This window comes from Burkholderia anthina (assembly GCF_001547525.1).
GTDB lineage: Bacteria > Pseudomonadota > Gammaproteobacteria > Burkholderiales > Burkholderiaceae > Burkholderia > Burkholderia semiarida.
On sequence record NZ_CM003768.1, the window covers coordinates 2900600 to 2924853 of the forward strand.

Consider the following 24254-nt stretch of genomic DNA (forward strand, 5'->3'; position numbering starts at 1 on the left):
CGACTGCCGGGCCGTTCAACCGTTCACGGATTCGTCAGCGTGAAGGTCGGTTTCCGGTAGCCGATGCCGGCCCGGTCGAGCTTCGGCAATTCGCGTTGCGTGAGCAGCGTCGCGAAGCCGGCCCAGTCGCGCTGCAGCGCGGCGATGTCGACGTGGTGCGTGTCGCCGCGCTTGAAGCGCACGCCGGCCGCATACGGCAGCTCCCAGTCGGCCCGGTGCCACGCGCGCTCGGCCAGCGCGAGCAGCCGCGGGTAGGTCATGTATTCGAGGAAGGTGTCGTTGCGCATCACCTCGCCCCACGCCTGGCCCTGCATGCCCTCGATGCGCGGCGCGGGGCCCGTGCCCGTCACCTCGAACGCGTTGCCGTCGCGGTCGCCCATCACTTCGGCGTTCTGCGGCAGGTTCTCCGGCGCGAGCGAGAACACCTTGTACTCGTCGGTCGCGTGCGAGCCCCAGTAGTAGCCGCGCTCGCGCGGATTGAGCGTGTACGGGAAGTCGAAGTACAGGTAGTCGGGCAGCGCGAGCACCGTCTGGTAGCCCTTGCCGCTCAGGTCGCGCGCGCTGTCCGACGCACCCCAGAAGATCGTGTCCCACAGCGACACCATCACATGGCGCGTGCTGAAATCCCGCGGCCCGTTCGCATGCTTGATGCCGTCCTGCCACGCGGCCATCGTGCCGATCCCGTTCGCGTCGACCGCCGCGCTCACCTGTTTCGCGAAGCGCGTCGGCAGCTCGTCGATCGACTTGATCTCGCCGCGCTGGAGCAGCGCCGTGCACGCGGGCGACCGCGCCCACGGCTTGTCCTGCGCGGCCAGATCGATGCGCCCCTTGTTCGGGTCGGTGCCGTTCAGCGGCTGGAAGCCGCCGCCGAGGAAGATGTTCTTCGCTTCGTCGCCGCCGTAGTGCCAGGTCTGCAGCGGCGCCTGCGCGTCCGCGTGCATCGCCGCGATCTCGCGGATCACCTTCGACGCGAAGTTCAGCGCGCCCGGCACGCATGGGTTCAGGTCGCTGCGCCGGTCATAGAACTGCACCGTCGTCAGGTTCGTCGTGTCCTGCGGGTCGAGCAGCCGATACGCGTTCGCTTCCTGCTCGCGGCCGGCCGCATGCAGCCGTCGGTAGCGCGCCTCCATCGTCACGACGGCAGCCCGTGCGTGCGCGGGCATGTCGATCTCGGGGATGATCTGCACGAAACGCGCGGCCGCGTAGCGCACGAGCGCCACGTAGTCGTCGCGCGTCAGGTAGCCGCCGCCCGAGCGGTTGTCGGGGCCGGAGCCGAGCTGCGGCAGCAGGCAGCGCGTCTCGTCCGGGTCGTGACAGCGGCGCGAGCCGATTTCGGTCAGCTCCGGCAGGCCGGGAATCTCGATGCGCCAGCCCTCGTCGTCGGACAGATGCAGGTGTAGCCGGTTGAGCTTGTACGCGCTCATCTGGTCGATCAGGCGGCGCAGCGTCGCCGGCTGCTTGAAGTTGCGCGCGAGGTCGACGTGCATGCCGCGATGCGTGAAGCGCGGCGCATCCTCGACGAGCATCGCGGGAATCGGGCCGCCGCCGGCCGGTGCGAGCGAGTAGAGCGTCTGCACGCCGTAGTAGAGGCCCGCGCGATCGTAGCCTTCGATCAGCACGCCGCGCGGCCCGATCGCGAGCCGGTAGCCGCCCGGTGTGGCGAGGTCGGCCGGCAGCCGGCGCGGCGCGACGAAGCCGCGAACCGGCACGCGTGCGCCGTCGAGCCCGAGCGTCGTCGCGCGCTCGCGCAGCACCGCGACCTGCGCGTCCGGCAGGTCCGGCAGCGCGAGTTCGACGCCGCGCAGCTCGAGCGTGCCGGGCAGCGGCAGTTCGCGCTTCACGCTCGGCAGCGCGCGGCCCGGATCGGGCCGTGCGGCCACGGCCGGCGCGTTGCCGGTCGAATTGTTCTGCGCGTCGGCCGGCAGGGTTTCGACGTAGCGCAGTTCGTTGTCGGTATCGTTGTAGCGCAGCACGGCCGGCGGCGCGCCGTCGACGACGACATACGGGCGCGGAATCACGTCGCTGTAACGCAGCAGCCAGTATTCGGCGACGAACGGCAACTCGATGCGCTCGCCGGGCGCGAGCCGCACCGAGCCCGGTTGCGGCGTCAGTTCGTACAGGTCGCCGGTGAGCCGCCGCAGCGCGAAGCCCGGGCGGTCGATCCGCAGCAGACGGCGGATGCTGTGCAGATAGAGTTTCCAGCCGCCGTCGGCGATCGCCTGGTGGCCGCGGTTCTGCAGGATCAGGCGGCCCGTCGCGCAGGCTGCGCCGTCGGCGCCGAGATCGGCGCAGGGTACGCCGGCGGCGGCCGCATGGTTGTTGTCGACGGCCACGCGCAACGCGAGCCCGTTCGACAGCACCGTCGCGAGGCTGGCTGCTTGCGCGGCGCCGGTGATCGCACCGGCGGCGGCCGACGCCGGTACCGCGGCGATCGCGGTGGGGGGCAGCACCGCGAGCAGCAGACCGGCAATGAGGGATGGCAAGGTACGCTTCAATTCGAACTCCTGAGAAAAAGAGGGCGTGGCGGCATCGTGACGCGACGTCGCTGCGATCGGGTCTTTCAGTGGAGCTGCGGGAGATACCTGCACGCGGGGCGATGCGGCTGCACCGCGCGCATTCGGCACGCGCGAGCGTGCGTTACGGAACGGGAGGCGGGCATGCGTGCCGATCGGATCGGCGCGGCCGCGTGCGCGGATTCATCGGCGGCGCGCGGCAACCGCCGCGGCGGCGACGCGGCCGCGGCCGACGGCATGCGTGCGGCCGCACGCGATCGCGACGACGGCGCGCGCCGCGGCACGCGGACGTCGACACGGCGCGCACGCGCACGCTACACACGGGATTCGCATGTCTCCCCCACCCAGAAGGAATCGGCCTGTCAGCGGCCGTGTCCAACGATCTTATGAAACCTTTTATTGGTATTCAAGTGGTATCAATCTGGCGCTAAATTGGCATCGATGCACGATGCCTGCCCGCGCGCGGCCAGGACGAAAAAAAACCTCGCGTGAAGCGAGGTTCTTTCCCTTCCGGACGGTGGCGGCGCGCGATCGGCGCGCGCGTCGCGCGTCAGTGCGCCGGTGCATCAGTCGCGGCGTGCCCGCACGGGCGCTTCCTGCGTCTTCTGCCGCGCTTCGAGCCACATCGCGTTGACGATGCCGAACGACAGCGCGACGCCGATACCGAGAATCCAGCTGAAATACCACATGATCCGACTCCTTGCGAAACGGTGGAACGGTGGGCGAGGCGCCCGCGCGCCCCGACCCGGTTCAATGCATCAATACATCGAGTGCTTGTTCTCTTCGAGCGTCTGGTGCGTGACCTTCCCGCGCATCACGCGATACACCCAGCTCGTGTAGATCAGCACGATCGGCAGGAACACGATCACCGCGAACAGCATCACCTGCAGCGTCATGTGGCTCGACGTCGAATCCCACACGGTCAGGCTGCTGCGCGGGTCGAGCGACGACGGCATGATGAACGGGAACATCGAGAAGCCCGCGGTCAGGATCACGCCGGCGATCATCAGGCCCGTGCAGAAGAACGCCGTCTTTTCCTGCTTCGAGCCGGCGAGCAGCAGCGCGAGCACGCCGCCCGCGATCCCGACGACCGGCGCCGCGATCATCCACGGATAGTCGCCGTAGTTCGCGAGCCACAGGCCCGAACCGGCGGCGACATCCTTGAGCAGCGGGTTCGCGACGGTGTCGGTCGGCGCGGCGTGGGTGATGTGGAAGCCGCCGATGTAGGAGGCCACCAGCACGCCGGCCAGCACGAACAGCACGACCGCGAGGAACGACGCCACGCGCAGCGCGATCGACGCACGGCGCGCGATCGCGCCGTCGGTCTTCATCTTGATGAACGCCGCGCCGTGCGCGACGAGCATCGTGAGGCTGACGAGCCCGCACAGCAGCGCGAACGGGTTCAACAGCGCCCAGAAGCCGCCGTAGTAGGTCACGCGCAGGTCGCTGTCGAACTTGAACGGCACGCCCTGCAGCAGGTTGCCGAACGCGACGCCGAACACGAGCGCCGGCACGAAGCCGCCGGCGAACAGGCCCCAGTCCCAGCCCGCGCGCCAGCGCGGGTCCGGCCGCTTGCTGCGGTAGTCGAAGCCCACCGGCCGGAAGAACAGCGCGAACAGCACGAGCAGCATCGCGAAGTAGAAGCCGGAGAACGACGCCGCGTAGACGAGCGGCCAGGCCGCGAACATCGCGCCGCCGGCCGTGATCAGCCACACCTGGTTGCCTTCCCACGTCGCGCCGACCGTGTTGACGATGATGCGGCGCTCCTCGTCGGTCTTGCCGAGGAACGGCAGCAGCGCGGTCGCGCCCATGTCGAAGCCGTCGGTGACGGCGAAGCCGATCAGCAGCACGCCGACGAGCACCCACCAGATCAGCTTGAGCGTTGCATAGTCCATAGCGATTCCTTGTTCGGTTGCGAGGGCGTGTTCAAACCGCGGCCCGCTCGCCGGCAGCGGCGAGTTCGTGGTGATAGCGGCCGGTATGCAGCGACGACGGGCCGAGGCGCGCGTACTTGAACATCAGCTTGATCTCGATGACGAACAGCGCGGTGTAGAACAGGATGAAGCCGGCGAGACTCAGGTACAGGTCGCTCGGCTGCAGGCTCGACGCGGACAGGTGCGTCGGCAGCACGCCGGCGATCGTCCACGGCTGGCGGCCGAGCTCGGCGACGATCCAGCCGAATTCGATCGCGATCCACGGCAGCGGGATCGCCCACACCGCGTAGCGCAGGAACCAGCGGCGGTTGTCCTGCAGCAGTTGCCGGCGCGCGCAGAACCAGAACGCGGCAACGAACGTCGCGACGAACAGGAAGCCGAGGAACACCATGATCCGGAACGAGAAGAACACCGGCGCGACGGGCGGGATCGTCTTCTTCGCGGCGGCCTTGATCTGCTCGGGCGTCGCGTCGGTCACGTTCGGCGTGAACTGCTTGAGCATCAGCCCGTAGCCGAGATACTGCTTGTGCTGGTCGAACAGCGCGCGCGTCGCGTCGCTCGTGTCGCCCTGCTTGATCTTCTGCAGCGCACCGTACGCGATCATCCCGCTCTGGATGTGCTCCTCGCTGTGCTTCGCGAGGTCGCGCAGGCCGATCACCGGTTCGTCGATCGAGCGCGTCGCGATCAGGCCGAGCGCGTACGGGATCTTGATCGCGTAGTCGGTGCGCTGTTCCTCCTGGTTCGGGATGCCGATCAGCGTGAACGACGCGGGCGCCGGTTGCGTTTCCCATTCGGATTCGATCGCGGCGAGCTTCATCTTCTGCACTTCGCCGGTCGTGTAGCCCGATTCGTCGCCGAGCACGATCACGCACAGCGTGGCCGCGAGGCCGAAGCCGGCCGCGACCGCGAACGAGCGCAGCGCGAAGTCGACGTCGCGCTTCTTCAGCAGGTACCACGACGACACGCCGAGCACGAACATCGCCGCCGACACGTAGCCGGCCGACACGGTGTGCACGAACTTCACCTGCGCGACCGGGTTGAACAGCACGTCGAACAGGCTCGTCATCTCCATGCGCATCGTCTGGTAGTTGAATTCGGCGCCGACCGGGTTGTTCATCCAGCCGTTCGCGACGAGGATCCACAACGCGGACAGGTTCGAGCCCAGCGCGACGAGGAACGTGACGATCAGGTGCTTGACCTTCGACAGGCGGTTCCAGCCGAAGAAGAACAGGCCGACGAACGTCGATTCGAGGAAGAACGCCATCAGGCCTTCGACCGCGAGCGGCACGCCGAAGATGTCGCCGACGTAGTGCGAGTAGTACGACCAGTTCGTGCCGAACTGGAATTCGAGCGTGATGCCGGTCGTCACGCCCATCGCGAAGTTGATCCCGAACAGCTTGCCCCAGAACTGCGTCATGTCCTTGTAGACCTGTTTGCCGGTCATCACGTAGACGGCTTCCATGATGACGAGCAGCCAGGACAGGCCGAGCGTCAGGGGCACGAACAGGAAGTGGTAGAGCGCCGTAATGCCGAACTGCAGACGCGACAGATCGACGACTTCGCTACTTATCATGGTGGTCTCCCTCGGTGGGTGCAGGCGCCGGCACCGAGAGCAGCTTCTCGGCCACGGCGGCAGGCGGCAGCGACATGTGCTCGGCCTGCGGATGATTGAAGAATGCGTATTTGAGCGACATCAGGAGGATCAGCTTGACGATCAGCACCAGGGTGATGTCGCGGGCGAGGGTCGGTCCGCGTGCCCATGCGGCGATGCGCGCGCGCCAGCCGATCGGGCCGGCCGGCCGCGAGGGCGGCGCAGGCTCTTTATTGATCGAGATCAAGGCGATTATCCTGAATCGATTTAGGTCGGATTGGGGGCGACTTTACGTCGGATTGGTGACGGCCGTGAAGCTGTTTTAATCCTTTTGCGCCTGACGTGCCAATTTTAAAAGGACTGCTTTCCGATGCCGAGTGCTGCGCTGCGGCAGACCGTCGCGAAACAGGGGTTAAAAATTGAGGTGGATCAAGGTTATGCGGATGAGCGCTGCAAATAGCGCAATGCCGGAGGAATCAGTTCAATTAACGGGTGGAAGACGGGGTGGAAAACGGGGTGTGAAACGCGCTGAAAAGCGCGTCAAAAGCAGCGGAAAACGGACGAAAAAAAACCGCTGCCGGTCGGGCAGCGGTTTCGATGCAGTGCTCTGAATCGCCGGGATTTACGCGTATTCGGCGAGGGCCGTGCGCATCTTTTTCATCGCGCTGGCTTCGATCTGGCGGATGCGTTCCGCCGACACGCCGAACTCGGCGGCGAGATCGTGCAGCGTCGAGCCGCCCGAGCCGTCGTCGTCGACGTGCAGCCAGCGCGCCTCGATGATGCGGCGGCTGCGCGCGTCGAGCGCGTCGAGCGCCTGCGCGATGCCGTCCGTCTGCAGCATGTCGCGCTGGCGCGCGGCGAGCACGGCGGTCGGCTCGTTGTGCGAGTCGGCCAGGTAGGCGATCGGCGCGTACGACTCCTCGCCGTCGTCGACCTGCCCTTCGAGCGCGATGTCGCCGCCCGACAGGCGCGTTTCCATCTCGGTCACTTCCTCGCGCTTGACGTTGAGCTCCTGCGCGAGGCCGTCGATTTCCTCGGGCGTCATCGCCTGCATGCTCTTCTTGTGGCTGCGCAGGTTGAAGAACAGCTTGCGCTGCGCCTTCGTCGTCGCGACCTTCACCATGCGCCAGTTGCGCAGGATGTACTCGTGGATCTCGGCCTTGATCCAGTGAATCGCATACGACACCAGGCGCACGTTTTGCGCCGGGTCGAACCGCTTCACGGCTTTCATCAGGCCGATATTGCCTTCCTGGATCAGGTCGCCGTGCGGCAGGCCGTAGCCGAGGTAGTTGCGCGCGATCGACACGACGAGACGCAGGTGCGACAGCACGAGCCGGCGCGCCGCGTCGAGGTTGTTGTCCTCGCGGAATTCGGTTGCGTACCGGCGTTCCTCTTCGGCGGTCAGCAGCGGAATGCGATTGACGGCCTGGATGTACGCGTCGATGTTGCCGAGCTGGCCGGGCAACATCGATTGGGCTGCGAGCGCCAGCGAGCCTGCCGATTCGGCCTTGGCCGGCGTCGGGCGCAGGGTGTTCGGGAGGGTCAGGGCGTTGCTCACTAAAAACTCCTTTGGAATCAGGGGCAAACCCCCGGTCTCGGTTGAGATTCCGGAGGCCATCTTAGCACTCCCGCAAGATGAGTGCTAATTCCTTAGAGGCCACGGGGGCATCCAAGTTCCCTATTTTCTATCGAATCAGTCGAGCCGATAGTCTATTCTGCGACAAGGCCTCCGCCGCGAAGTTCCGTAAGCCGTTGTTTCTGATGGGAATCGGGAGACGATTTCGATTTTTGTCGTTTTGGAAGCAAACAATTTCGCTTCGTGATGCCGATCCGAAAAGTCCTTTACCATACCATTCAGTTCGCTCGGGCCGGGCCGTCGCGGCAGGCTCCATTCAACCCACAAAGTTGGAGTGTCAGATGAACAATAAGAAGAACCGTCGGCCCCGCGGCCGGGTGGTGCTGCACGCGATGCTGGCGGCGTCTCTCCTGGGCGGATCGGGTGCGGCTTTCGCGGATCGCTGGGGAATCCAGGCGGGCGGCGGATTTTCCGATCGCCACGGGATCGACAAGGCCGATCTCGGCGTGGTCTGGGATCCGGGCTGGAACTGGTGGGAAATCGGCGGCTGGCACTTCGCGTTCGTGATGGAAGGCCATGTCGGCTACTGGCACACCGGCGGCAACGTGCACGCCAACATCGGTGAATTCGGCGCGACGCCGATGTTCCGTTTCATCAAGAGCGCGGGCCAGGTTCGCCCGTTCGTCGAGGCCGGCGCCGGCATCCGGTTCCTCACGCATCCGACGATCTCGAACAATCTGTCGCTGTCGACATCGTTCCAGTTCGCGGACGTCGTCGGCGTCGGCGCGCAGTTCGGCGAACGGCAACAGTATCAGGTCGGTTACCGTTTCCAACATGTGTCTAACGCGGGTATCAAAGAGCCGAATCCTGGTATAAATTTCCACCAGTTCTACCTGCAGTACAACTTCTGATCCGCACGCCGGCGCACGGCGGGCGCGTTGCCGAGGAGTCAGGCGATGGCGAAGGTGGTCGATGCGATCCGCGCGCTCGAGCGCGATCGGTTCCGGGCGATGGTCGACGGCGACGGCGAGGCGCTCGACGCGCAATTGTCGGACAAGGTGTTCTTCGTGCACACCAACGGCAAACGCGAAACCAAGCAGCAGTTCATCGACGCCATCGTCGCCGGCCGCCGCCGCTATCGTCAGATCGAGGTCCAGTCGCAGGACCTGCTGCCCGTCGGCGATGCCACCTGCGTCGTGACCGGGCGCGCGTTGATCGAGATGGAAACGAACAATGGCGGCCTCGTGTTTCCGATCGCCTACACGGCCGTGCACGCGCACGAGCACGGGCAGTGGCGGCTGCTCGCGTGGCAGGCGACACGGTGTGCGACCGAAACATGAGCGCGGGTGGCGCCCCCGGGTAGTGTCCCTTTTCATGCCTCGACCGAAGCGGCCTTCTGAGCCGCTTTTTGCTGCCTCGTGCGGCGCGGATCGCGCGGCGCACGGGCGGTCACGCACCGCTCGCTGACATTCAACCCTGCATCGAAGCCCGGCGCTCAGGCCGCCGCGCGGCGATCCGCGCAGTGCCATGCCGAGCGGTTGATCGCGCTGACGAGCGCATCGAGCGCCGCGCTCGCCGCATCGGCGTGCACGCCGACGCCGTGCCGCAGCGGCGCGTCGCCGACCCGGCAGCCGACCGATACCGCGATCCGGCCGTCCGCGGCGCGCACGTGTTCGCACGACGCAATGTCGACGGCGGCGCCGGCGGCCGTCGCAAAGGCCGCGGCGAAATGTCGCACGGTGTCGTCGGGCGTCGCGTCGGCGGCGGGCGCCGCCGCGATCTCGCGGTTCCGCCAGCGCGCGCCGCTGCCGTGGCGCGCGGCCGGGCCGTCGGTTTCGAGGAATTCGCGTGCGAACAGCGCGCAGATCGCGTCGCCCGTCACTTCCTCGCCCGACGCGTCGGCGAGCGTCTGCACCGCCTGGCTGAATTCGATCTGCACGCGGCGCGTCGGCGTGAAGCCCATCCCGCGTTCGAGCAGGAACGTCGCGCCGCCCTTGCCGGACTGGCTGTTCACGCGGATCACCGCGTCGTAGCTGCGGCCGAGATCGGCGGGGTCGATCGGCAGGTACGGCACTTCCCAGACCGCGTCGGCGCGCTGCTGCGCGAAGCCCTTGCGGATCGCGTCCTGGTGCGAGCCCGAAAACGCGGTGAACACGAGGTCGCCCGCGTACGGGTGGCGCGGATGCACCGGAATCTGGTTGCAGCGCTCGACGACGCGGCGCACCGCGTCGATGTCGGAGAAATCGAGGCCCGGGTCGATGCCTTGCGTGTAGAGGTTCAACGCGAGCGTGACGAGATCGACGTTGCCGGTGCGCTCGCCGTTGCCGAACAGGCAGCCCTCGATGCGATCGGCGCCCGCGAGCAGCGCGAGTTCGGCCGCCGCGACCGCCGTGCCGCGATCGTTGTGCGGATGCACGGACAGCACGATGCTGTCGCGATACGCGAGGTTGCGGTCCATCCATTCGATCTGGTCGGCGAACACGTTCGGGGTCGCGGCTTCGACGGTGGCCGGCAGGTTGACGATCATCTTGTGGTCGCGGGTCGGACGCCACGTCTGCGCGACCGCGTCGCAGATCTCGCGCGCGAACGTCAGCTCGGTCATGCTGAAGGTTTCCGGCGAGTACTGGAACGTCCAGTGCGTATCGGGGCGCGCGGCGGCGTGTTCCTTGATGATGCGCGTGCCGTCGATCGCGAGCGCCTTCACGTCGTCCTTCGACATCCCGAACACGATGCGGCGGAACGACGGGCAAACCGCGTTGTACAGGTGCACGATCGCGCGCGGCACGCCTTCGAGCGCGTCGAACGTGCGCGCGATCAGGTCTTCGCGCGACTGCACGAGCACCTCGATCGTCACGTCGTCGGGAATCCGCTTGTCGTCGATCAGCTTGCGGACGAAATCGAAGTCGGTTTGCGACGCCGACGGAAAGCCGACTTCGATCTCCTTGAATCCGATCGCGATCAGCATCTCGAAGAACTCGAGCTTCTGCTCGATGCTCATCGGCTCGATCAGCGACTGGTTGCCGTCGCGCAGGTCGGTGCTCATCCACACGGGCGCGCGCTCGATGGTGCGGGCCGGCCAGCGGCGGCCATTGAGGCGGACGGGCTCGAACGGACGGTACTTGTCTTGCGGATTGCGCATCATCTTCTGGACCTCGGGTCTCAAGTCGCGAGCGAAGACGGGCGGCATGGGCGATGGTTGGCGCTGCCTCGCACCCCCGGCGCGCGATGGCGCCATGGATGCGGATGATCTTCGCGAATCGGCCGACGGATGGACGGACGAAGGCTGACGACTTCGGGTTGTAAAAACTGCGAGAGGGGTACGGCGAGGAACTGCTGGGAGGACCGTGCGGACAGCACACGGCGCTACGACAGCCTTAGGCTAGTCGTAGCGATAGCGGCCGCGCTAGGCGGCCGGAGGTAATTCGGAGGGTGTTCGGAAAGGAACGCATGACGGCAACTCTATGCCAGGATGCGCTCCCGTGTCAAATATCGGGATAACGGCCGGGCGCCGCCGCGCCGTCAGCGCGCGACGCGGGCGATCCGCACGATCGTCGCGACCTGCCGCGCGACCGTGTCGGGCACCGGCACCTCGCCGCGCAGCACGGCGTCCGTCCACGCGGCCGTGGTCGCCGCATCGCGCGACTCGGGCAGCGCGACGGGCGGTGCGTCGGTCGACGAACGCTCGGCGTCGATCAGCGTGTCGCACACGCCGTCGTGCAGCCAGTCGACCTGCACCTGGCGCCGCGTGTCGGCCACCGCTTCGCCTTCGGTGCCGCGCGCGAGCAGCGCACCGCCGAGCGCGGCGTCCGGATGATCGCGGAACAGCTGCGCGAGGCTGTCGCGGTACGGCGGGTGCGTGTAGTTGACGAGCCGCAGCCCGGCCGGCGCGAACGGCTGCAGAATCTTCACGAGCGTATGCGTCGAGTTGCGCACGCCGAGCACCCTGCGCATCGACAGCAGGTGCGCGATGCGCGGCGCGAGCACGTCGATCGGCGCGAATGCGACGCGGCGCTCGGCGAGCGTGTCCTCGATCGCATCGTGCGACGTCGACGGCGCGAGCGACAGCGCCGAGAAAATCTCCGCGCTCGTCACGCGGCCCGGATCGTGCTCCACCCCATGCACGAGCACCGGCACGCCTTCGCGCGCGAGCAGCAATGCGAGCAGCGGCACGAGGTTCGGCTGCTTGCGCGCGCCGTTGTAGCTCGGGATCGACACCGGGCGGAACGCGGCGTCCTGCACGTGCACGGGCTCGAACGACGCCTGCGCGGCGGCGAGCATCGCGGCCAGCTCGTCGGCGGATTCGCCTTTCAGCCGATAGGCGATCAGGATCGCGCCGAGTTCGAGGTCCGACACGCGCGCATCGAGCATCGCGCGATAGAGCTCGAACGTGTCCTCGGCGGACAGGGCGCGCGCGCCGTTCGGGCCGCGGCCGATTTCCTTGATGAAGCGAGCGCAAGGGAACGGGGCGGCGGGATCGTGGGAAGCGGTCATCGGAACGTGGGGCGGGCGGCCGGCGTGGGGCCGCGCGGTGAGCGGTGAGGAATGCCCCGAGTATCGCACGGGCGCGGCCGCGCATCGCGCCGCGCTACACTCTGGTTCCCGGCGCCGCGCGCACCGGCTGCGCCGCGCCCGTGCCGCCGCCGGCCGAATACGACCAAAAGCGAGACATCCCATGAAGCTCTACAGCTATTTCCGCAGTTCCGCGTCGTACCGCGTGCGGATCGCCCTGAACCTGAAGCAGTTGCCGTTCGACTATGCGCCCGTGCACATGCTGCGCGACGGCGGCGAGCAGCTGAAGGACGCGTACCGCGCGCTGAATCCGGATGCGGTCGTGCCGACGCTGATCGACGGCGACGCGACGCTGCAGCAGTCGCTCGCGATCATCGAATATCTCGACGAAACCCATCCCGAGCCCCCGTTGCTGCCGAAGCAGCCGGTCGATCGCGCGTACGTGCGCGCGGTCGCGCTGCAGATCGCGTGCGAGATTCATCCGCTCAACAACCTGCGCGTGCTGAAGTACCTGAAGCACACGCTGAAGGTGTCCGAGGACGCAAAGAACGCGTGGTACCGGCACTGGATCGAGGCGGGCTTCGACACACTGGAGACCCGTCTCGCGAACGATCCGCGCACCGGCAAGCTGTGCTTCGGCGACACGCCGACGCTCGCCGACGTGTGCCTCGTGCCGCAGGTGTTCAACGCGAACCGCTTCTCGATCGATACGACGCGTTTCCCGACGATCCAGCGGATCGTCGACCATGCGGCGACGATCGATGCGTTCAAGGCCGCCGAGCCGGGTGTGCAGCCCGACGCGGAATGAGCGCGACCGCATGAAAAAGGGCGCCCGAAGGCGCCCCGTGCGAGGCGAGCCGGCGGCGGTCAGCCGAGCAGCGCGTCCGCGAATTCCACCGCGCTGAACGGCTGCAGGTCCTCGACCTTCTCGCCGACGCCGATGAAGTAGACGGGCACCGGCCGTTGCCGCGCGATCGCGGCGAGAATCCCGCCCTTCGCGGTACCGTCGAGCTTCGTGACGATCAGGCCGGTCAGGCCCAGCGCGTCGTCGAACGCCTTCACCTGCGTGAGCGCGTTCTGGCCGGTGTTCGCGTCGATCACCAGCAGCACCTCGTGCGGCGCGCCGTCGTGCGCCTTCGCGATCACGCGCTTCACCTTCTTCAGCTCTTCCATCAGGTGCAGCTGCGTCGGCAGGCGGCCGGCCGTGTCGGCCATCATCACGTCGATCTTGCGCGCGCGCGCGGCGCTGACCGCGTCGAAGATCACCGCGGCCGGATCGCCGCTTTCCTGCTGCACGACCGTCACGTTGTTGCGCTCGCCCCAGACCGCCAGCTGTTCGCGCGCGGCCGCGCGGAACGTGTCGCCGGCGGCCAGCAGCACCGACTGGTCGAAGCTCTGCAGATGCTTCGCGAGCTTGCCGATGCTGGTCGTCTTGCCCGCGCCGTTCACACCGGCGATCATCATCACGAGCGGCTGCGCGCGGCCGAGCATCAGCGATTTCTCGAGCGGCGCCAGCAGCTCGACGAGCAGGTCGTGCAGCGCATCCTTCACCTGCTGCGGATCGGTCAGCCGGCCCGCGCGCACCTTCTCGCGCAGCGCGCCGAGCAGGTATTCGGTCGCGTCGACGCCCGCGTCGGACATCAGCAGCGCGGTTTCGAGCTCCTCGTACAGGTCCTCGTCGATCTTCGTGTTGACGAAGACGCCGGTGATGCTCGAGCCCGTCTTCGCGAGCCCCGTTTTCAGGCGTGCGAGCCACGACTTCTTCGCGGAGGCGTCCTGCTGCGGCGGCGGGACGATCTCGACCGTCTCGACGACTTCGTCGCGGCCGTCGTTGGTCGGCGTGACCGTCATCACGACGGCCGGCGCGGCCGGTTGGGCGCTCGCCTGCGGCAGCTCGGCCGCGGGTGGCGCGTCGAGCGCGGGCGCGTCGGCGTCGGACGCTTCGTCCGCTTGCTGCGCGTCGGCCGATCGCGATTCCGCCGGATCGGGCTCCTGCGTTTTCTTGAATCGTTTGAAGAAACTGAACATGGTCTGGCGTCGGGAAGAGGGCGGGCCGCCGCCGGGGGCGGGGGCGCCGGACGGGCCGTTCTGCGTTCGCGTGGGCGCGGCGCTCGGCGGCCGAAACCGTGCATTTTATCAGTGCGGCGTGGCGCTCGCGTCAGCGCGCGTCGCCGCTGTGGTAACGTGCGCCTGTTTGGCGGCGCGCGGCTGCGCGCGTCCGGTCCCTCCGTTGTCGATATTCCCGAATGTCCCGTTCCTCTTCCGGCCGCTCAGCGGCCCCTTCCGGCCGCGGCAAGCCGCACACGATCCGCATCATCGGCGGCGACTGGAAACGCACGCCGCTCGCGGTGCTCGATCTCGACGGCCTGCGCCCGACGCCCGATCGCGTACGCGAGACGCTGTTCAACTGGCTCGGCCAGGATCTCGAAGGCTGGCGCTGCCTCGACCTGTTCGCGGGCACCGGCGCGCTCGGCTTCGAGGCCGCGTCGCGCGGCGCGGCGAGCGTCGTGATGGTCGAGCGCCATCCGCGCGCGGCGCACCAACTGCGTGCGATCAAGGACAAGCTCGGCGCCCGTTCGGTCGAGATCGCCGAAGCCGATGCGCTGCGGCTCGCGGCCGGGCTCACGCCGGGCGCGTTCGACGTCGTGTTCCTCGATCCGCCGTTCGACGACCTGGCCGCGCTCGAGCGCGCGATCGCGCTGGCGGCGCCGCTCGTCGCGACGGACGGCGCGCTGTACGTCGAAACGGGGGCGGAACTCGATCCGGCCGCGCACGACGCGCTGGCTGGCTGGCAGGTGGTGAAGCGCGGCAAGGCGGGGGCGGTTCACTATCATTTGCTGCGGCGCGAAAATGATGAATAATGCGCGTTCCATACGAGGCGGCGCGCCGCAAAGGCGACGCATGCCCATCTCGGCAGCGGCGCGTGCATCGCACGGCTGCCATCCCGTTTGCGTGATGACAGGAGGAGCGACATGGTAGTCGCCGTGTATCCCGGTACGTTCGATCCGCTGACGCGCGGGCACGAAGACCTCGTGCGGCGCGCGTCGAGCATTTTTGATACGCTGGTGGTGGGCGTTGCCGACAGCCGCGCGAAAAAGCCGTTTTTCTCGCTCGAAGAACGTCTGACGATTGCGAACGAGGTGCTCGGCCATTACCCGAACGTGAAGGTGATGAGTTTCACCGGCCTCCTGAAGGATTTCGTCCGCGTCAACAATGCGCGCGTGATCGTGCGCGGGCTGCGCGCCGTGTCCGATTTCGAGTATGAGTTCCAGATGGCAGGGATGAACCGCTATCTGCTGCCCGACGTCGAGACGATGTTCATGACGCCGTCCGATCAGTACCAGTTCATCTCGGGAACGATCGTGCGCGAAATCGCGCAATTGGGCGGCGATGTCAGCAAATTCGTGTTTCCGTCCGTCGAGAAATGGCTGACCGAGAAAGTCGCCGCGATGGGAGGCCCCGCCGCGTGACGCGGCGTCGGCCGGTTTCGTTGCGAGGCCGGCCGACGGCCTGAAGAAGTGAGATCAGTATGGCTTTGATGATTACCGACGAGTGCATCAATTGCGACGTGTGCGAGCCCGAGTGCCCGAACGGCGCGATTTCGATGGGCCCGGACATCTACGTGATCGACCCGAACAAGTGCACCGAGTGCGTCGGCCATTTCGACGAACCGCAGTGCCAGCAGGTGTGTCCGGTCGAATGCATTCCGCGCGATCCGCAGCATGACGAATCGCATGCGCAATTGATGGAGAAGTATCACGCGCTGATCGCCGTGAAGGGCGACGACGCATCGTGATTCTGCGCTGACGCGCGCGCCTCGATTGGCCCGCGCGCCGCGCTTTCGGATCGGCGCCGCCCGGCGCCGATCTTTCCGTGTCAGGCCAGCAGCGCGCGCAACGCCGCGACGAGCGCATCGCATTCGGCATCGGTGCCGACGGTGATACGCAGGTGCTGGTCGATCCGCGGCAGCCGGAAGTGCCGCACGAAAATTTCCCGTTCCTTCAGCTTCGCCGCGATCGTGCCCGCATCGTGCGCGGGATGGCGCGCGAACACGAAATTCGCGGCCGACGGCACGATCTCGAAGCCGAGTGCGCCGAGCGCATGCGTGAGCCGCGCGCGGCTGTCGATCACGCGCCGGCAGGTGGCGTTGAAATGATCGGTGTCTTCATACGCGGCCTGTGCGGCAACCTGCGCGAGCCGGTCGAGCGGGTACGAGTTGAAGCTGTCCTTCACGCGGTTCAGCGCGTCGATCAGCGCCGCATCGCCGAACGCGAAGCCGACGCGCATGCCCGCGAGCGAGCGCGCCTTCGACGTCGTATGCACGACGAGCAGGTTCGGATGACGGTCGATCAGCGTAATCGCCGACTGCGCGCCGAAATCGACGTACGCTTCGTCGATCACGACGACCGACGACGGATTCGCGGCCGCGATCCGCTCGACGTCCGCGAGCGGCAGCGCGCGCCCGGTCGGCGCATTCGGGTTCGGAAACAGCACGCCGCCGGCGTCGTCGAGATAATCGTCGACGCGGATCGAGAAATCGTCCGCGAGCGGCACGACCGTGGTCTCGACGCCGTACAGGCGCGCGTAGGTCGGGTAGAAGCTGTACGTGATGTCGGGAAAGCGTAGCGGCCGGTCGTGCTTGAGCAGCGCCTGGAACGCGTGCGCGAGCACTTCGTCGGAGCCGTTGCCGACGAACACCTGCCCGGGCTGGATGCGGTGATGGGCCGCGACCGTCTCGCGCAGCGCGCGCGCGACCGGGTCCGGATAGCGGCGCAGCGTGTCGCCGGTGTCGCCGAGTTCGCGTGCGATCGCCGCGACGACGCGCGGCGACGGCGGATAGGGATTCTCGTTGGTGTTCAGCTTGACGGGGTGCGCGAGCGCGGGCTGTTCGCCCGGCACGTAAGGCACGAGTTGCTGAACGACGTCGCTCCAGTAACGGCTCACCGCTTGGCTCCTGTCGGGCAAAAACGTCCAGATTACCGCATGTGCGCGTCGCGGTGGGGCGGGCGAGGCCGCCCGGTTGCGCGGGACAGCCGATGCACCGGGCCGCTGCGACGGGCGATCAGTTGCGATGCAGTTGCATCGTCGCGCGGTCGAGTTCGCCCTTGACGACCATCGGCATCACGGCGAGCGCGCGTTCGATCGATGCGTCGATCACGTCCTGTTCCTCGCGGCGCGGCGGCTTCAGCACGAAGTTCGCGACGTCGGGCTTCGCGCCGGCGCGCGCACTTTCCGGAATCAGGTCGCGCGGATGGCCGATGCCGATCCGCAGCCGCCAGTATTGCTGCGACGACAGATGCGCGGTGATGTCCTTCAGCCCGTTGTGGCCGCCGCTGCCGCCGCCGAGCTTCAGCTTCACGGTGCCGGGCGGCAGATCGAGCTCGTCGTGCGCGACGAGGATCTGGTCGGGCAGGATCTTGAAGAATTGCGCGAGCGCGACGACCGACTGGCCGGAGCGGTTCATGTAGGTCTGCGGCTCGAGCAGATGGACTTCCTCGCCGTGCAGGCGCGCTTTCGCGTAGAAGCCGTGGAAGCGGCGTTCGTCGCGCAGCGTCGTGCCGGCTTCGCGGGCGAGCTGGTCGACCAGCCAGAAACCGGCGTTGTGGCGCGTCGCGGTGTATTCCGCCCCGGGATTGCCGAGGCCGACGATCAGTTTGATCATGACGTTTCGAAGGCGGCGGCGGCCGCCTGGGCGCAGAAAAAGAAAAACCCGCCGGGCAAGCCGCGGCGGGTTGCGTCGACCGTTTCGCGAAACGGATCGATGGGGCGCAGGCAGCCGCTCAGGCAGCCGGCGTTTCGCCTTCTGCTGCGTCCGACACGGCACCAGCCGGGATCGTCGCCGACGCGACAACCGGGTTTTCCACGTCGACGTGCGCGACCAGCGTCACGCCCTTCGGCAGTGCGATGTCCTTCGCGTGCAGCGACTGACCGGCTTCGATCTTCGACAGGTCGACTTCGAGGAACTCCGGCAGGGCAGCCGGCAGGCACTCGACTTCGATTTCCGTCGCGACGTGCGAAACGACCGCGCTCGACAGCTTGACGGCCGGGCTGACTTCAGCGTTCAGGAAGTGCAGCGGCACCTTCGTGTGCAGCTTCTTCTTCGCGTCGACGCGCTGGAAGTCCACGTGCAGCACCAGTTGCTTGAACGGGTGGTATTGCACGTCGCGCAGCAGAACCTGTTGCGACTGGCCGGCCACTTCGAGATCGAGGATCGACGAGTGGAAAGCTTCCTTCTTCAGGGCGTGCCACAGGGCGTTGTGATCGAGTTCGATCTTTTGCGGGGCGGCTTCGCCACCGTAAACGATACCCGTGGTCTTACCGGCGTTGCGCAGGCGGCGGCTCGCACCCGTACCTTGCTGTTGGCGCTCGAAAGCGACGACTTTCATGTGATTCTCCAATGGCTGCCCGCGACCAGGCAGTAAAACGGGGCCATCAAATGGCGGCCCCCGATGAAACGGCCGGGGTTTCGTCTATCCCGTCCGATTGTGCAAAAAGCGAAGCGTTGCCGCTTCGCTTTCCGCGCATGCTTTGTTGCGTCGACTCGCGATCAGGATTCCGCGAACAGCGACATCACCGAATCGCCGCGGCGAATCCGCGAGAACGTCTCGGCCAGCAGGCTCGCGCTCGTCAGCGAGCGGATCTTCGAGCACGCCAGCGATTCGGCCGACAGCGGGATCGTATCGGTGACGACCAGCTCGTCGAGTGCCGATGCGGCGATGCGGTCAGCGGCGCCGCCCGACAGCACCGGGTGCGTCGCGTAGGCGAACACCTGCTTCGCGCCGCGGTCCTTCAGCACTTGCGCGGCCTTGCAGAGCGTGCCGGCCGTATCGACCATGTCGTCCATGATCACGCAGGTGCGGCCTTCGACTTCACCGATGATGTTCATCACTTCGGCGACGTTCGCCTTCGGGCGACGCTTGTCGATGATCGCGAGATCGCAGTTGAGCTGCTTCGCGAGCGCCCGGGCACGCACCACGCCGCCGACGTCCGGCGACACGACGAGCAGATCCGAGTAGTTCTGCTTGCGCAGGTCGCCCAGCAGGATCGGCGTCGCGTAGATGTTGTCGACCGGGATGTCGAAGAAGCCTTGAATCTGGTCGGCGTGCAGATCCATCGTGATGATCCGCTCGACGCCGGCGATTTCCAGCATGTTCGCGACGACCTTCGCCGAGATCGCGACGCGCGCCGAACGCGGGCGGCGATCCTGACGGGCATAGCCGAAGTAGGGGATGGCAGCGGTGATCCGGCCGGCGGATGCGCGCTTGAGCGCATCGACCATGATCATCAGTTCCATCAGGTTGTCGTTCGCCGGTGCGCACGTGGATTGCAGGACGAAGACATCCTTGCCGCGCACGTTTTCCTGGATCTCGACCTGGATCTCGCCGTCGGAGAAACGGCTGACCATTGCTTTGCCGAGGGGAATACCAAGGATACTGACGACTTCCTGGGCGAGCGCGGGATTCGCGTTGCCAGTAAAGACCATCAGGCCATCATGGCTGTGGCTGCTCATCGTGCACCTGCTTCAGGCTTGGGCGGGAAATGCGGGAAAATTTTTGGCAGGGGAGGAAGGACTCGAACCCTCGCATGCCGGAATCAAAATCCGGTGCCTTGACCAACTTGGCGACTCCCCTACACTTAACTGATAACTTCACCGAACTTGTGTAGGCCGTTCGGCAAAGTAAAACTTCATGACGCGAAAGCGAAGAGCGGATGCTCGTTCAGGCTCTCGGCAACTGCGCCATTCCAACTGGCGGGCAGTTTGGCTTTCGCCGCTTCTGCCTCGTGCTTGCTGTGAAACGCTGCAAACACACTTGCTCCGGAGCCGGTCATCCTCGCGGGGGTCACATCATACAACCATTTGACCACCTGCGCAACTTCCGCGTACTTCCTTGTTACAACTTCCTGCATATCGTTCCGGCCGAAGCTATCTGGCCATCCCGCATCGCTGGTTTGCTGTGCAAGAAAGTCAGCAATTGTGACGGGCTTCGTATCTCTTGTCAATAACTCATCTGAAAATATTTCAGCGGTCGGGACATGAACGCGTGGCGTCACAACCAGGAACCAGCGAGTCGGCAATTCTACCTCAGCTAATTCTTCTCCGATACCCTCCGCGAACGCATTTTTTCCGAAAATAAAAAACGGGACGTCGGCGCCGAGTTTGACCGCGAGCGACTGGAGTTCCGCGCGCGGCAGATCCAGTTGCCACAGGCGGTTCAGCGCGAGCAGCGTCGTCGCCGCGTCGGAGCTGCCGCCGCCGAGGCCGGCGCCCATCGGCAGGATCTTGTCGATCTCGATGTCGACGCCGTGCGCCGCGCCCGTATGCGCTTTCAGCAGATTGGCCGCGCGCACGACGAGATCGCTTTCCTCGGGCACGCCCGGCACGTCGGTCACGCGTGCGACGCGGCCGTCGTCGCGGCGCGTGAAGTGCAGCGTGTCGCCCCAGTTCAGCAGCTGGAATACGCTCTGCAGATCGTGATAGCCGTTCGGACGGCGGCCGGTGATGTGCAGGAACAGGTTGAGTTTCGCGGGCGCCAGGCAGTTGCGCAGCGAGCGGGTCGAATCGGTCATGCGGGTATCGGGGCTTAAGCGCGCGTGCTCACTGATCGAGCACGAGCTTGATGTCGAGCGGCGGCGTCGCGCGCACGAGGTTGACACGTTTGACGCCCGTGGCCGGGGCATCCGCGTAGGCAAGGTAGTCGATCGTCCAGCCGTCCTGGCGGAGCTGCTTGATGCGCGTGCCGTCGGCCGGGTCGCGCACCGTTTCCGCGGGCGTCGCCGGCGCGGCGGTGGGCAGCAGCCAGTAGCGCAGGCCCGCGAGCGGCAACTCGAAGCCGAGCGCTTTCTGCATCAGGTCGCCGACGTCGGGCGCATATTGGGTCGGGCGGTTCGGCAATTCGAGCGACGCCGCGCGCGGCGTCGATTTCACGACCGCGAGTGTCTGGCCGAGCGGGCTGCGCAGTTCGAGCGACACGTCGTCGCCGTGCTCCTGCCAGTCGAAGTTGCCGTACACGTTCTGCGGGTTGCCGAGACGATCGTCGTACCGCACCGCGAAGCGGCCGTGGTACGCATGGGTCGCCGCCGTCTGCAGCACGGCGCCCGTCGGTGCGTTGGCCGACGGCGGCGTGCTCGCGCAGCCGGCGAGCACGAGTGCCGCGCCGGCCGCGGCCAGCGTGCGCTGCGCGCGCGAGGGCAGGGAAAACATCGGGAACATCCGCATCAAAGGTCGTTGATCTGCAGGCGTTTCAGCGTCTGCACGAGCGTTTCGTTGTCGGGTTCGAGCTTCCGCGCGGCGCGCCACGCGTTGCGCGCGTCGTCCTGCGCGCCGCTCTTCCACAGCACTTCGCCGAGATGCGCGCCGATTTCGGCGTTCGGCTGCAGTTCGTATGCGCGCTGCAGCACCTTCGTCGCGCCGGCCGTGTCGCCCATCCGGTACTTCACCCAGCCGAGGCTGTCCATGATGTATGCGTCGTTCGGCGCGAGCGACATCGCCTTGTCGATCAGCTTGCTGGCCTCGGGCAGGCGCTGGTTGCGGTCGGCGAGCGAATAGCCGAGCGCGTTGTAGGCCTGCGGATTGTCGGGCTGCGTACGGATCAGCTCGCGCAACTGCTTTTCCATCGTCGCGTAGTGGCCCGTCTTTTCGGCCGCCATCGCGTAGTCGTAGCGCAGGTCGGGATCGTCCGGGAAGTCCTGGACGGCCTGTCCGAGCCGCGCTTCCGCTTCCGGATAGCGCTTCGCGGTGAACAGGATCGACGCATCGGTGCGCGCCACCACGGCCGCGTCGCGCGGATCCGTGATCGGCAGGTTGTCGAGCACCTTGCGCGCCTCGTCGGTCTTGCCCTGTTTCTGCAACAGTTGCGCGCGCGTGATCTGCGCGGGCAGGTAGTGCTGGCTCGTCTGGTCGACCTTGTCGAGCCATTGCGACGCCTGCGCATCGTTGTTCTGGTCGATCGCGATCTGAGCGAGGTAGATGTAGCCCTGGCCGACGTCGAGGTTCGGCTGCTTGTCGCCGAGCTGCACGTACTGCTTCAGGTAGCCGGTCGCCTCGTCGAGTTTCTTCTGCTGGATCTTGATCAGCGCGAGCGCCATCAGCGGCGTCGGATCCTTCGCGTCGAGCTTGCGCATCGTCTCGAACTGCTTCTGCGCATCGTCGAGGCGGTCGTCGGCGAGATAGAGCTGCGACAGCGCGAGCCGTGCGTCGCGTGACTTCGGATTCTGCTGAACATATTTCTCGAACGACGCGATGCCCGCCGCGCGTTCCGCCGGCCCCATCTGCGACAGCATCAACGCAGCCGGCAGGTAGTCGGGGCGGATCTGCAGCGCCTGCTTCAGCGACTGCGCGGCGCCGTCCTTGTCGTCGACCGCAAGCTGCTGGCGTGCGATCGCGAGCTGCGCCTCGGGGCGGCTCATGTCGTTCTTCAGCATGTCCTTCAGCACCGCGAGGCCGCCGACGCGGTCGGGGCCGCGCACGAGCAGCGCCTGCAGCGCGAGGATCGCCGGGCCGCGCGTCTCGCCGGTCGCGCGGGCCAGCTCGCGCGCGAGCATCGGCTGCGCGTCGGCCGGCTTGCCGGCGAGCACCAGCAGCGCGGCGTCGACCTGCGACGCGCGGTTCGAATCCGGCGCGTACTGACGCCACAGATTCGCGGCGGACAGCGCGTCGGCCGGGCTCTGTGCGCCGAGCGCGATTTCGGTCGCGCGCTGCGCCATGCGCGGATCGCGCGTGTCGCGGGCGAGCGCGAGGTAGGTCTGGTAGGCCGGCGCCGGCTGGTTGCGCTGGAGCGCGACCTCGGCGGCGAGCACCTGGTAGACGATCTGGCTCGTCAGCGGCACGCCGGGGAGATTCTTCTGCTCGTCCGGCATCACATGCTCGAACGCACCCTGCGGCTGCGCGTCGTCCGATGCCGGATCCTGCGCGTGGGCCGGGAAGGCGGTGAGGGTCCAGGCGGCAAACAGCGCGGCGCCGAGTGCACGACGGACCGGGAAGGCGCGCGCGCCGCGCACGGCGGCGGGGCGCTTCTGAAGCAGCTTCGAGGGCAGAGTCATGGAAATCCGTTCGATGTTTCAACCGATTGTAACGCGCTCGCTACAATACACGCACGATCGTGATAGGGTCCGCTTGCCTGTGGAATCCCGATGCGAATGCCCGAAATCGCGCGCCTCGCGTGCTGCCGGGCGGGCGATTTCGGGCATTCCCGTGTTTCATTCGGGGGAGTCGCGAGAGCGGCCGCTCGCGCGGCGGCGCATGCGCGTTCCCCATGCAAGCAGACCGTAGCCTCAGACCCGCAAAACATGCCAGAGTTGCCAGAAGTCGAAGTCACGCGCCGGGGCATCGAGCCCTTTGTCGCGGGCCGCCGCGTCGAGCGTGTCGACGTCCGTACCGCGATGCTGCGCTGGCCCGTGCCGGCGGGGCTCGCCGAGCAGTTGCGCGCGCGCGAGGTGCTCGCCGTCGAGCGCCGCGGCAAGTACCTGCTGTTCGAAGTCGATGCCGGCTGGTTCATCGTCCATCTCGGGATGACCGGCACGCTGCGTGTGCTTCCCGCGGCCGGCGTGCCGGTCGCCGCGAAGCACGACCACATCGACTGGATCTTCGACGAGTTCGTGCTGCGGTTTCGCGACCCGCGCCGTTTCGGCGCCGTGTTGTGGCACCCGCGCGAAGCAGGCGACGTGCATGCGCATCCGCTCCTCGCGAGCCTCGGCGTCGAGCCGTTCTCGCCGGCGTTCACCGGCGCGCTGCTGCACGCGCGCACGCGCGGCCGCACGGTATCGGTCAAGCAGGCGCTGCTCGCGGGCGACATGGTCGTCGGCGTCGGGAACATCTATGCGTCGGAGAGCCTGTTTCGCGCGGGCATCCGGCCGACGACGGCCGCCGGCAAGGTTTCGCTGGCGCGCTACGAGCGGCTGGCCGACGCGGTGCGCGCGACGCTCGCCGACGCGATCGAGCGCGGCGGCAGCACGTTGCGCGACTTCGTCGGCAGCAACGGCGAAAGCGGCTACTTCCAGCTCGACTGCTTCGTCTATGATCGTGCGGGCCAGCCGTGCCGCGTCTGCGGCGCGTCGGTTCGCCAGATCGTGCAGGGCCAGCGGTCGACCTATTTCTGCCCGACGTGCCAGCGTTGAAACCCTTTTCCACGATC

23 protein-coding genes and 1 tRNA gene are annotated in these 24254 nt (G+C 66.9%); 7 read left to right on the forward strand and 17 right to left on the reverse strand.

Annotated features, from left to right (window positions below):
- Positions 1–23 precede the first annotated feature (23 nt).
- The 6 genes from WS64_RS13225 to rpoH all read right to left on the reverse strand — a co-directional run bounded on the left by WS64_RS13225 (position 24) and on the right by rpoH (position 7596).
- Positions 24–2495 (reverse strand): family 20 glycosylhydrolase, encoded by a 2472-nt coding sequence (locus WS64_RS13225; protein ID WP_060966630.1) that lies wholly within the window; start codon positions 2493–2495, stop codon positions 24–26.
- A 584-nt stretch (positions 2496–3079) separates the two neighbouring features.
- A complete protein-coding gene (gene cydX, locus WS64_RS13235) occupies positions 3080–3202 on the reverse strand; it encodes a cytochrome bd-I oxidase subunit CydX (protein WP_006477761.1) in 123 nt (40 codons plus the stop codon).
- 69 nt (positions 3203–3271) lie between these two features.
- A complete protein-coding gene (gene cydB / locus WS64_RS13240; RefSeq protein WP_059575617.1) occupies positions 3272–4408 on the reverse strand; it encodes a cytochrome d ubiquinol oxidase subunit II in 1137 nt (378 codons plus the stop codon).
- Between the two features lie 31 nt (positions 4409–4439).
- Positions 4440–6020: a cytochrome ubiquinol oxidase subunit I gene (locus WS64_RS13245; protein WP_059575619.1), complete on the reverse strand. Its 1581-nt coding sequence runs from the start codon at positions 6018–6020 to the stop codon at positions 4440–4442.
- Positions 6010–6291, reverse strand: a complete 282-nt coding sequence (gene cydP / locus WS64_RS13250; protein WP_179231750.1) for a cytochrome oxidase putative small subunit CydP — start codon at positions 6289–6291, stop codon at positions 6010–6012. The genes WS64_RS13245 and cydP overlap by 11 nt, the downstream gene beginning before the upstream one ends.
- Positions 6292–6660: 369 nt before the next feature.
- Entirely contained in the window at positions 6661–7596 is a 936-nt protein-coding gene (gene rpoH, locus WS64_RS13255; RefSeq protein ID WP_060966632.1) for an RNA polymerase sigma factor RpoH, read from the reverse strand.
- A 359-nt stretch (positions 7597–7955) separates the two neighbouring features.
- On the opposite strand from rpoH, the gene WS64_RS13260 reads away from it, so the two are divergent.
- Both WS64_RS13260 and WS64_RS13265 read left to right on the forward strand, forming a co-directional pair.
- Positions 7956–8525 (forward strand): acyloxyacyl hydrolase, encoded by a 570-nt coding sequence (locus WS64_RS13260; protein WP_059642653.1) that lies wholly within the window; start codon positions 7956–7958, stop codon positions 8523–8525.
- 45 nt (positions 8526–8570) lie between these two features.
- Positions 8571–8954 carry a nuclear transport factor 2 family protein gene (locus WS64_RS13265; RefSeq protein ID WP_060966633.1) on the forward strand — a complete coding sequence of 128 codons (384 nt, stop codon included), beginning with the start codon at positions 8571–8573 and terminating at the stop codon, positions 8952–8954.
- A gap of 155 nt (positions 8955–9109) precedes the next feature.
- On the opposite strand, the gene leuA is transcribed toward WS64_RS13265, so the two are convergent.
- Both leuA and ybiB read right to left on the reverse strand, forming a co-directional pair.
- Entirely contained in the window at positions 9110–10756 is a 1647-nt protein-coding gene (gene leuA, locus WS64_RS13270; RefSeq protein ID WP_060966634.1) for a 2-isopropylmalate synthase, read from the reverse strand.
- 377 nt (positions 10757–11133) lie between these two features.
- Positions 11134–12105 carry a DNA-binding protein YbiB gene (gene ybiB / locus WS64_RS13275; protein WP_060966635.1) on the reverse strand — a complete coding sequence of 324 codons (972 nt, stop codon included), beginning with the start codon at positions 12103–12105 and terminating at the stop codon, positions 11134–11136.
- Positions 12106–12286: 181 nt separating this feature from the next.
- On the opposite strand from ybiB, the gene maiA reads away from it, so the two are divergent.
- Complete coding sequence (gene maiA, locus WS64_RS13280; protein ID WP_060966636.1) at positions 12287–12931, forward strand: maleylacetoacetate isomerase; 645 nt, start codon at positions 12287–12289, stop codon at positions 12929–12931.
- Between the two features lie 59 nt (positions 12932–12990).
- On the opposite strand, the gene ftsY is transcribed toward maiA, so the two are convergent.
- On the reverse strand, positions 12991–14151 hold the full coding sequence (ftsY, locus tag WS64_RS13285; RefSeq protein ID WP_060966637.1) for a signal recognition particle-docking protein FtsY: 1161 nt from the start codon (positions 14149–14151) through the stop codon (positions 12991–12993).
- Between the two features lie 218 nt (positions 14152–14369).
- On the opposite strand from ftsY, the gene rsmD reads away from it, so the two are divergent.
- The 3 genes from rsmD (at position 14370) to WS64_RS13300 (ending at position 15919) form a co-directional block, all read left to right on the forward strand.
- Positions 14370–14984 (forward strand): 16S rRNA (guanine(966)-N(2))-methyltransferase RsmD, encoded by a 615-nt coding sequence (gene rsmD, locus WS64_RS13290; RefSeq protein ID WP_060966638.1) that lies wholly within the window; start codon positions 14370–14372, stop codon positions 14982–14984.
- 111 nt (positions 14985–15095) lie between these two features.
- Positions 15096–15593: a pantetheine-phosphate adenylyltransferase gene (coaD, locus tag WS64_RS13295; RefSeq protein ID WP_014895999.1), complete on the forward strand. Its 498-nt coding sequence runs from the start codon at positions 15096–15098 to the stop codon at positions 15591–15593.
- Positions 15594–15652: 59 nt separating this feature from the next.
- Positions 15653–15919, forward strand: a complete 267-nt coding sequence (locus tag WS64_RS13300) for a YfhL family 4Fe-4S dicluster ferredoxin (RefSeq protein WP_006477774.1) — start codon at positions 15653–15655, stop codon at positions 15917–15919.
- Positions 15920–15999: 80 nt separating this feature from the next.
- Here WS64_RS13300 and hisC read toward each other — a convergent pair whose 3' ends face one another.
- From hisC to WS64_RS13340, 8 genes are all read right to left on the reverse strand, one after another.
- Complete coding sequence (gene hisC / locus WS64_RS13305; RefSeq protein ID WP_060966639.1) at positions 16000–17067, reverse strand: histidinol-phosphate transaminase; 1068 nt, start codon at positions 17065–17067, stop codon at positions 16000–16002.
- 118 nt (positions 17068–17185) lie between these two features.
- On the reverse strand, positions 17186–17785 hold the full coding sequence (gene pth / locus WS64_RS13310) for an aminoacyl-tRNA hydrolase (RefSeq protein WP_060009005.1): 600 nt from the start codon (positions 17783–17785) through the stop codon (positions 17186–17188).
- A gap of 118 nt (positions 17786–17903) precedes the next feature.
- Positions 17904–18509, reverse strand: a complete 606-nt coding sequence (locus WS64_RS13315; RefSeq protein ID WP_060966967.1) for a 50S ribosomal protein L25/general stress protein Ctc — start codon at positions 18507–18509, stop codon at positions 17904–17906.
- 161 nt (positions 18510–18670) lie between these two features.
- The gene (locus WS64_RS13320; RefSeq protein ID WP_059575643.1) at positions 18671–19633 is read right to left on the reverse strand and encodes a ribose-phosphate pyrophosphokinase; all 963 of its coding nucleotides are present in this window, start codon (positions 19631–19633) and stop codon (positions 18671–18673) included.
- Between the two features lie 44 nt (positions 19634–19677).
- A tRNA-Gln gene (locus WS64_RS13325) sits at positions 19678–19754 on the reverse strand.
- Between the two features lie 55 nt (positions 19755–19809).
- A complete protein-coding gene (gene ispE, locus WS64_RS13330; protein ID WP_059575646.1) occupies positions 19810–20691 on the reverse strand; it encodes a 4-(cytidine 5'-diphospho)-2-C-methyl-D-erythritol kinase in 882 nt (293 codons plus the stop codon).
- 28 nt (positions 20692–20719) lie between these two features.
- Positions 20720–21340, reverse strand: a complete 621-nt coding sequence (gene lolB / locus WS64_RS13335) for a lipoprotein insertase outer membrane protein LolB (RefSeq protein ID WP_060966640.1) — start codon at positions 21338–21340, stop codon at positions 20720–20722.
- Complete coding sequence (locus WS64_RS13340) at positions 21340–23163, reverse strand: tetratricopeptide repeat protein (protein ID WP_059642629.1); 1824 nt, start codon at positions 23161–23163, stop codon at positions 21340–21342. Before WS64_RS13340 ends, lolB begins: the two co-directional genes overlap by 1 nt.
- A gap of 246 nt (positions 23164–23409) precedes the next feature.
- Here WS64_RS13340 and mutM point away from each other — a divergent pair, with 246 nt between their 5' ends.
- Positions 23410–24237 carry a bifunctional DNA-formamidopyrimidine glycosylase/DNA-(apurinic or apyrimidinic site) lyase gene (mutM, locus tag WS64_RS13345; protein ID WP_059642626.1) on the forward strand — a complete coding sequence of 276 codons (828 nt, stop codon included), beginning with the start codon at positions 23410–23412 and terminating at the stop codon, positions 24235–24237.
- Positions 24238–24254: the final 17 nt, after the last annotated feature.